This window comes from Dactylosporangium darangshiense, assembly GCF_039537565.1.
GTDB lineage: Bacteria > Actinomycetota > Actinomycetes > Mycobacteriales > Micromonosporaceae > Dactylosporangium > Dactylosporangium darangshiense.
Window position 1 is genome coordinate 298,649 of record NZ_BAABAT010000009.1, and the last position, 8,105, is coordinate 306,753.

At 72.3% G+C, this 8,105-nt stretch carries 8 protein-coding genes and 1 pseudogene; 2 read left to right on the forward strand and 7 right to left on the reverse strand.

Annotated features, from left to right (window positions below; all coding sequences use genetic code 11):
- Positions 1-41: 41 nt before the first annotated feature.
- Complete coding sequence (locus tag ABD901_RS19855) at positions 42-1,148, forward strand: serine hydrolase domain-containing protein (protein ID WP_345128574.1); 1,107 nt, start codon at positions 42-44, stop codon at positions 1,146-1,148.
- Here ABD901_RS19855 and ABD901_RS19860 read toward each other — a convergent pair.
- Positions 1,141-2,181, reverse strand: coding sequence for a saccharopine dehydrogenase family protein (locus ABD901_RS19860; RefSeq protein WP_345128575.1), 1,041 nt, complete (start codon positions 2,179-2,181; stop codon positions 1,141-1,143). The genes ABD901_RS19855 and ABD901_RS19860 overlap by 8 nt on opposite strands.
- A 71-nt stretch (positions 2,182-2,252) precedes the next feature.
- On the opposite strand from ABD901_RS19860, the gene ABD901_RS19865 reads away from it, so the two are divergent.
- Complete coding sequence (locus tag ABD901_RS19865) at positions 2,253-3,197, forward strand: helix-turn-helix domain-containing protein (RefSeq protein WP_345128576.1); 945 nt, start codon at positions 2,253-2,255, stop codon at positions 3,195-3,197.
- Positions 3,198-3,237: 40 nt separating this feature from the next.
- Here the strand turns inward: ABD901_RS19865 and ABD901_RS19870 are convergent, their stop codons facing one another.
- From ABD901_RS19870 to ABD901_RS19895, 6 genes and pseudogenes are all read right to left on the reverse strand, one after another.
- Entirely contained in the window at positions 3,238-3,864 is a 627-nt protein-coding gene (locus tag ABD901_RS19870) for a CBM35 domain-containing protein (RefSeq protein ID WP_345128577.1), read from the reverse strand.
- Positions 3,819-4,106, reverse strand: a complete 288-nt coding sequence (locus ABD901_RS19875; protein ID WP_345128578.1) for a hypothetical protein — start codon at positions 4,104-4,106, stop codon at positions 3,819-3,821. The genes ABD901_RS19870 and ABD901_RS19875 overlap by 46 nt, the downstream gene beginning before the upstream one ends.
- A 127-nt stretch (positions 4,107-4,233) precedes the next feature.
- Positions 4,234-6,144, reverse strand: coding sequence for a glycoside hydrolase family 127 protein (locus tag ABD901_RS19880; RefSeq protein WP_345128579.1), 1,911 nt, complete (start codon positions 6,142-6,144; stop codon positions 4,234-4,236).
- A gap of 12 nt (positions 6,145-6,156) precedes the next feature.
- Positions 6,157-6,966, reverse strand: a complete 810-nt coding sequence (locus ABD901_RS19885; RefSeq protein WP_345128580.1) for a carbohydrate ABC transporter permease — start codon at positions 6,964-6,966, stop codon at positions 6,157-6,159.
- Complete coding sequence (locus ABD901_RS19890; protein ID WP_345128581.1) at positions 6,963-7,874, reverse strand: carbohydrate ABC transporter permease; 912 nt, start codon at positions 7,872-7,874, stop codon at positions 6,963-6,965. Before ABD901_RS19890 ends, ABD901_RS19885 begins: the two co-directional genes overlap by 4 nt.
- Positions 7,875-7,876: 2 nt before the next feature.
- A pseudogene (locus ABD901_RS19895) lies at positions 7,877-8,105 on the reverse strand (sugar ABC transporter substrate-binding protein); the annotation flags it as partial.

Below are 8,105 nucleotides of genomic sequence, written 5' to 3' on the forward strand. Positions count from 1 at the left end.
TTCGGTACGCCGGGATCGTCGGACCGCCTACATTCGGCGGCATGGTGCAGGGTTTCGCCCGAGATCGGTACGAGCCGGTGCGAGCGGCGTTCGCGGAGAACCTGGCCAGCGGCGTAGACGCCGGCGCGGCCCTGTGCGTGACGGTCGACGGGGAGACGGTCGTCGACCTGTGGGGCGGTCACGCCGACGCGGAGGGCGCTCGCCCGTGGCAACGCGACACCATCGTCAACGTCTACTCCACCACCAAGACCGTCACCGCGCTCGTGGCCCTGCTGCTCGCCGATCGCGGCGAGCTCGACTTCGCCGCGCCGGTGGCCCGGTACTGGCCCGAGTTCGCGGCCAACGGCAAGCAGGACGTCAAGGTCAGCCACGTCATGAGCCACTCGGCCGGGCTGCCCGCGTGGCGGGAGCCGATGCGCACCGAGGACCTCTACGACTGGGAGAAGGCCACCTCGCTGCTGGCCGCGCAGGCCCTCGAGTGGGAGCCCGGGACCGTGTCCGGGTATCACGCGCTGACCCAGGGCTACCTGATCGGCGAGGTGGTGCGCCGCATCACCGGGCGTTCGCTGGGCACCGTGCTCCGCGAGGAGATCGCCGGCCCACTGGGCGCCGATTTCCACATCGGCCTGCCGGCGTCCGAGGAATTGCGCGTCGCCGAGCTGATCGCGCCGCCGGCCGGGCCGCCGCCCGAGCTCTCCGTGACCGAACTGCAGAAGCGGGTGGGCAACAACCCGGCGCCGGCGGTGGCACAGGTCAACTCCCGCGCCTGGCGGGCCGCGGAGATCCCGGCCGGCGGCGGGACCGGCAACGCCCGTTCGGTCGCCGAGATGCTCGCCGTCCTCGCCAACGACGGGCGGGGGCTCATGTCCGAGGCCGGGTGCCGCCGCGCCCTCGAGCTGCAGGTCGAGGGGCGTGATCTGGTGCTCAACCTGCCGCTGCGGTTCGGCCTGGGCTTCGCCCTCGGCGACCAGATCATGCCCAACCCCAACACGATCTACTGGGGCGGCTACGGCGGTTCGCTGGCCATCGTCGACCTGGACGCCCGCACGACCTTCTGCTACGTGATGAACAAGATGGGCGGCGCGGTCGCCGACCTGCGCGGCTTCGGCCTCGCCATGGCCATGTGGGATGCCGCGGGGATCATGTGACCGCGGTGTAGGCCGGCTGCACGGCGATGTGGGCGGACATGGCGCGCAGGAAGTCGGCGGCGTCGAACATCTCGCCGGCGGAGGCGACGCCGACGGTCCTGGTCTGTCCGGTGAGGATGCGGTGTACCGCCTCTACCGCCAGCGGCGCGGTCACGGCGTAGATGTCCTGGCCCGTGGCCACGGTGCGCCGCTGAACGTCGCCGCGGCGCACGACGACGTCGACGAGGAAGGTCTGCGCGGATCGCCCGTGCTCGTCGACGGCGGCGGGGGCCGGGGTGTCCGGGCCCGCCACGTCCCTGGCCGCTTCGACGGTCATGTAGGTGCGGACCTCGGGTACGGACAGGTGGCTGGGGATGGTGACGACGTCGGCCATGGTGAACTCCCCGATGACGGCCCGGGTGCCCAGCGGCTCGGGGAAGGCCCACTGCACGGTTGCCGGGCTGTCGTGGCGGTAGTCGAGGCGTCCGTCGCGGTAGACGACCCGGGCCCCGTTGCGGCGCTGCCGGGACACGGTGCCGGAGGCGCGGGTCCCGCCCGTGGGGTGCCAGCTGCTCAGCCCGTACGCGACGTGGGCCTCGTCGGCCGAGGTCCAGTCGCCCATCGCCGCGGTGGCCAGCAGGTCGCCCAGGCCGCCGAAGAACGCCATCGCGGGGACGACGACCGCTCCCGCGGCGTGGGCGCGGTCGGCGAAGAGCGCGAAGGTGTCGGCGTTGGCCTCGACCTCGGCGGCCACGTCGACGTACGGGATCCCGGCGCGCAGGGCCGCCTCGACCACGGGGGCGACGGTCGCGGCGAACGGGCCGGCGCAGTTGATCACCGCCGCCGTTCCGGCCAGCGCGCGGTCGAGCGACGCCGGATCGTCGACCGACGCCGGTCGGGCCTCGAGTCCCGACCCGGCGGCCAGCGCGCGCAGCTTGTCGGCGTCCCGGCCGGACAGGACCGGGATGAACCCCCGCTCCCGCAGTTGCGCTACCACGAACCGTCCGGTGTGCCCGTACGCGCCGAACACCGCCACCTGCTGTTTCGCATCCATGCGGAAGATCCTCCCGGGCGGCGAGCGACGCGGCCAGTGTCGGGAACGACATGTCCCATACAATTCCGGACATGAGTCTGGTCGCCCTCGCCGCCACCGACGGGATGCTGCAGTTCGAGCTGTCCCTGGCCAACGAGGTCTTCGGCGCGCCACCCGATGGCGTCACGGTCCCGTGGTACGAGCTCGTCGTCTGCGGGCCGCACGCCGTCCAGGTGGGCCGGTTCCGGCTGGAGCCCGACTTCGGCCTCGACCGGCTCCGCCACGCCGACACCGTGATCGTCCCGGGCTGGGCCGACGTCGACGTGGACCCGCCGGCCGACCTGGTGGACGCGGTGCGCGCGGCCCACGAGGCGGGCGCGCGCGTGGCCTCCCTCTGCACCGGCGTCTTCGTGCTCGCCGCGGCCGGGCTGCTGGACGGCCGGCGCGCGACGACGCACTGGGCACACACCGCGGCGCTGGCCGCCCGCTATCCCCGGGTCCAGGTGGAGCCGGACGTGCTCTACGTGGACAACGGCAGCGTGCTGACCTCCGCCGGCAAGGCCGCCGCGCTGGACCTGTGCCTGCATCTCGTGCGCCTCGACCACGGCTCGTCGGTCGCCAACGCCGTCGCCCGTCGCCTCGTCGTGCCGCCGCACCGGGCCGGCGGCCAGGCGCAGTTCGTCACCGCCCCGGTGCCCGACCAGGACGACCACCCGCTCACCGCGCTGCTGCCCTGGATCATCGAGCGGCTCGACCAGCCGCTGACCGTCGAGGACCTGGCCCGCCAGGCCCGGATGAGCTCACGCCACCTGGGCCGGCACTTCAAGGCGGCGACCGGCACCACACCACTGCAGTGGCTGCTGACCCAGCGCATCCGCCACGCCCAGGAGCTGCTGGAGAAGACCGACGACGGCATCGACGCCATTGCCAACGCCACCGGCATGGGCACCTCGACGACGCTGCGCCGCCACTTCAACCGCGTGGTCGGCGTGCCGCCGGACACCTACCGCCGCACGTTCGGCACCCGGACCCGCTGAGGGTGCTCCGGCCCCCGGGAGGAGGCCGGAGCACCGCAGATCAGCTGAGCGTGATCGCGTCGAGTTCGGCGTAGCCGGTGCCGCCGGCGAAGGACGGGGCGCCCTTCGCCAGGCGGATCGTGTTCCAGCCGGCGTTGAGGTTCACCGTCACGTTGACCGACGAGCCGAACGAGCCCCAGGCCCCCGTGGGCGGATAGGTCACCGTCGACCAGCTGCCGCCGTTGTACGCCAGGCCCTGGGTGGAGTTCGCACCTGTGCCGTTGGCGTAGCGGATGTTCATCGTGTACGCCCGGGTCTGCGGGACGTTGACGATGAAGTCGACGAAGGCGTCGTTGCGGCTGTTGGCCGAGCCGTCGATCTGCCCGACGTAGCCGCCGTTGGACGCCGACGACGACGAGAAGCGGTTCGCGTTGACGACGGCGGCGTTCTCGGCCTCGTACCGCTGCTGCCAGGTCGCGATCCCGGACGTTGGGGTGATGAGCAGCTGGTAGGCGGCCCAGGCGTCCATGCCGGTGACGGGCACGCTGATGCTGCCGCCGGAGACGGTGTACGTGGTGGTGGACACGGTCGTCGGTGCGCTCTGGTTGGTGGTGCGGCCGGTGGTGCCGGTCCGCGAGAGCGTCACGCGGACCTGCGAGCCGAGCGCGCCGAGGCCGGTGACGCGCACGGTGTTGTCGCCGCGCGCCGCCGAGGACGACCGAACCTGCGGGTCGGGTCGTAGGAGGCGACGCCCTCCAGCCACGAGCCGGGCACGGTCTGCACGATGTTGCCGGCCATGTCGCCGTACCACTTGTAGGCCCAATATGACGCCGTCGGTGCGTTGTTGTAGAGCAGCCCGTTGAGGGTGCCGGCCTCGTACCAGTACGCGCGCTCGGCGTCGCGGATGCCGTAGCGCTCGAAGACCGCCATGTAGTGCACGGCGACGCTGGGGATGTCGACCTGGCTCGGCGAGGCGTACTCGTTGATCGAGATCGGCCGGGCCGCGATGCCCAGCGACGACTCGATCGCCCGGTAGTCGGCAACGTGCGCGCCGACGTCACCGTGGCGGCGGTACGACGGGAAGCCAGACCCGCATTGGCCCAGGCTCCCGGTTGGCCCACAGGTGGTACGGGACGGCGTGGACGGTCGCGCCCGCGCGCGGCGGCGGTGCCGCGTCGAACGGCCCGTAGAGCGCGGCGTCCGCCGCGCCGGAGACCCGCGCGGTGGCGGCGAGCGCGACGGGGACGATGGGGTGGTCGCGGACGACGTCGATCGGCGCCGAGGCGTCGAGCATGAGGTCCTCGAAGACGGCACCGGCGAGCTCGCCGGGCAGGCCGGCGTGCTCGAGGCAGTAGACGACCGGGCCGCGGGCGAGGGCGGCGGTGCCTCGCACGGCGTCGACGCGCGGGTGGGCGGCGACGAGCCGCGGCGGCATGGCCAGGGTCAGCTCGACCCGGTCGCCGGCCCGCCAGACGCGACGGATCCGGGCGTAGCCGTCGGCGACGACGGCATCCGGGTCGCTGATGCGCACGTCGGAGCACCAGGCGGGGACGCGCATCGACAGCGTCCACGGCGCGTCGGTCGACTCGGTCACGGTCACCGTCACCGTGCCGTCCCACGGGTACTGCGTCGCCACGTCGACCGCGCGGCCGAAGGCGGCGAACGAGCCCTGGGCGTACAACTGCAGCTGGAGGCCCTCGAGATCGCCGGTGGCCGTGTAGGTGTGCAGGGACGCCATGAGCCGGGCGAGGTTCGGCGGGCAGCAGGCGCAGCGGTACCACGGCAGCCGGGCGCCGGGCGCGTCCTCGTCGGAGCCGTCGTGGCCGGTGCGCAGCTGCAGCGGGTTGGAGTAGAAGAACTCGGTGCCACTGATCGCGGTGCTGGCGGCGATGCCGTTGTACAGCAGGCGCTCCATCTCGTCGGCGTAGCGGGCGCGGCCGGTGGCCAGCAGCAGCCGCCACGCCAGGTGGAAGCCGCCGATCGCCGCGCAGGTCTCGGCGTAGGCGCGGTCCGGCGGCAGCTCGTAGGCGTCGCCGAAGGCCTCGTCGCGGTGCCGGGAGCCCTGCCCGCCGGTGACGTAGGTCTTCGACGCCAGCGCCGAGTCCCACAGCCGCTCGGCGGCGGCGAGCAGTTCGGCGTCGCCGGTCTCGACGGCCACGTCGACGGCGCCGGCGAGGAGGTACATCTGCCGCACCACGTGCCCGGTGGCCTCGGCGGCCTCGCGGACCGGCGTGTGGTCCTGGTAGTAGGCGCGCTGGCCGAAGCGGCTCTCCGGGCCCAGCAGGCCGTGGCCGCGCAGGTCGACGAGGCGCGCGGCGAGGTCGAGGTACGGCCGGTGCCCGGTGGCCCGGAACAGCTCCACCAGCGCCGTCTCGATCTCGGGGTGCCCGTCGACCGCGTCCTCGCCGCCGGCGCCGAAGCGGCGCACGAGCAGGTCCGCGAAGCGGCGGGCCACGTCGACGAGCTGCAGCGCTGTCGCGTCGCCGGACGCGCCGCGAGCGGCGGCGACGGCGGCCTGGATCAGATGCCCGGCGGTGTACATCTCGTGGCTGGACGGCAGCTCGGCCCACTGCCGGTCGCGGTTGGCGGCCAGCTGGAAGTACGACACGAGGTACCCGTCGGGGTCCTGGACCTTCGCGAGCAGCTCGACGGTGTCGGCCACGAACTGCCGCTCGGTGCCGTGCCACAACGCCGCCTCGAGGGTCTTGTACACGTCGGTGTCGGCGAACCAGTAGCCGGCGTATGCGGCGGCCGCGCCGCCGGTGTCCCCGGTGACCCGGCGCAGGTTGTCGAGGTTGCCGTGCGCGTGCAGCTGTTCGATGCAGTGCGGCAGCGTGGCGGCGCGGTTGCGCTCCTGCCATTGGCCGAGCAGGCCGGCGCGGTCGAGGCGGGCGGCGGACGCGGGCAGAGGACGCAGCGCCGAGATGGCACGGTCGGTGGGCACGGCAGGGCCGTGGGAGTCGCGCATGGAGGTGTTCCTTCAGTCTTTGACGGCGCCGGCGGTCACGCCGGCGGCGACGTACCGCTGAGCCACGATGAGCAGCAGCGTCGCGGGGATCGAGGCCACCACGGCGGTGGCCATGATGGCGTTCCACTGCTGGTTGTTGTTGCCGATGTAGTGGTAGATGCCGAGCGTGATCGGCTGCTGGGTGCCGCCGCCGTCGAGGGTGCTGGCGAAGACGAAGTCGGACCACGCCCATAGGAACGCGAAGAGGCTGACGGTGACCACGGCGTTGCGGCTCACCGGCAGGACCACCGACCAGAAGGTGCGCAGCGGGCCGGCGCCGTCGATGCGGGCCGCGTCGGTCAGCTCGGCCGGGATGCCGGACATGAACGCGGTGAAGATGAGCACCCCGAACGGCACGGCGATGGTCGAGTCGGCGAGGATCAGGCCCGCGGTGCTGTTGAGCACGCCGAGGCGCAGGTAGATGGCGTAGAAGCCCATTGCCATGATGATGCTGGGGATCATCTGCGCCACCAGCAGCACGAAGCTGAGCACGCCGCCGCCGGGCGGGCGCAGCCGGGCCAGCGAGTAGCCGGCCGGCGCGGACAGTGCGACCGTGACCAGCACCGTGCCGAGCCCGATGAGGAGGCTGTTGCCGAGGTACGGCAGCTGCTGGTCCAGCACCGCGCTGTACCCCTCGAGCGTCCCGTGCAGCGGGAACAGGTGCGGCGGATCGTCGCGCATGTCGGTGTCCCGGGTCAGGGACACGTTGATCATCCAGTAGATCGGGAACAGCATGATCGCGGTCAGCCCGACGCCCACGGCGGTCTTCAGCCCGCGGCTCATGACAGCGCCCTGCGCTGGGTGCGGATGTAGATCAGGCCGAAGATCATGGCCGCGATGATGAGCAGGTTGCCCACGGCCGCGCCGGGACCGAACGCCGGCAGCAGGTTGCCGAAGCCCAGCCGGTACGACCAGGTGGCGAGGGTCGTGGACGCGTCCGCCGGCCCGCCCTTGGTCATGATCCAGATGATGTCGAAGACCTTCAGCGTGTAGATGAGCCCGAGCAGCAGGGTGATCGCGGAGACCGGGCGCAGCAGCGGGAACGTGATGCGCCAGAACGTGCTCCACGGCCGCGCCCCGTCCAGCGCCGCGGCCTCGTAGATCTCGGCCGGGACGGCCTGCAGGCCGCTGTAGACCACGACGAGGTTGAACGGGATGCCGATCCAGATGTTGGCGATCGTCACCGACGCCAGCGACCAGGCCGGCGACGTCAGCCAGTTGACCGGGTCGACGCCGACGAGGCGCAGCGCCGCGTTGACGATGCCGGAGTCGCTGTTGAGCATCCAGGACCACGTCGAGGCCGACACGATCAGCGGCAGCAGCCACGGCACCAGGAACAGCGCCCGCAGCGTCGCCGAGAGCCGGAAGTTCTGGTGGAAGAACACCGCCAGCGCCATGCCGATGGAGAACTGGAAGGCCAGCGACACGCCCGTGAAGACCGCGGTGTGCCACACGGCCGGCCAGAACGTCGGGTCGTCCACGACCGTGGCGTAGTTCGACAGGCCGGTGAACGGCGCGTCGCCCTGCACGAAGGAGCGCACCGTGTACTGGCGCAGGCTCAGATCGAGGTTGCGGTACAGCGGGTAGGCGTAGAACGCCGTGAGGTACAGCACGACCGGTGCGAGGAAGGCCCACGCGGCCCACTGGGCCCCGCCGCGGTGGCGGGCAGTGGGCCGCGTCGCCCGGGGCATCGTCACTTGGTGGCCGCGGCCGCGGTGGTCTGCGCGGCGGAGAAGGCGTCCTGCGGGGACTTGCCGCCGCTGAGCGCGGCCTGGAAGCCGGTCCACATCGGCTGGGAGATCTTCGGGTACTTCGTGCCGAGGTCGTCGCTGGTGCGGCCCTTGGCGGCCTTGACCGCCTCGACCCAGACCTTCAGCTCGGCGTTGGCCGCCACCTGCTTGGTCTGCACGGCGTCGGTCGCC